Annotated in this window: 1 tRNA gene; it reads right to left on the minus strand. The window is 38.7% G+C overall.

Features of this window, described 5'->3' with window-relative positions:
* Positions 1-109 precede the first annotated feature (109 nt).
* Positions 110-186, minus strand: a tRNA-Ile gene (locus LQ622_RS14950).
* Positions 187-297: the final 111 nt, after the last annotated feature.

The following is a 297-nucleotide window of genomic DNA, read 5'->3' on the forward strand; positions in this document are numbered from 1 at the left end:
ACGACGCGCGATTATTAAGCTTGTTGAATTTCGTTAAAAATTCACTCGGTTTTTTGCTTGGTAAAATCTATTTTACTTACTTATCTAGTTTTCAATGTGCAATTTAAAATGGTGGGCCTAAATGGACTCGAACCATCGACCTCACGCTTATCAGGCGTGCGCTCTAACCAGCTGAGCTATAGGCCCATTCTTAAGTTGAATGTTATAAACATTCAAAACTGAATACAATATGTCTTCGTTATTCCATGACCTAATGGTCATTCCGTAATATCCTTAGAAAGGAGGTGATCCAGCCGC

It is taken from the genome of Mammaliicoccus sp. N-M50, from assembly GCF_022386995.1.
GTDB lineage: Bacteria > Bacillota > Bacilli > Staphylococcales > Staphylococcaceae > Mammaliicoccus > Mammaliicoccus sciuri_A.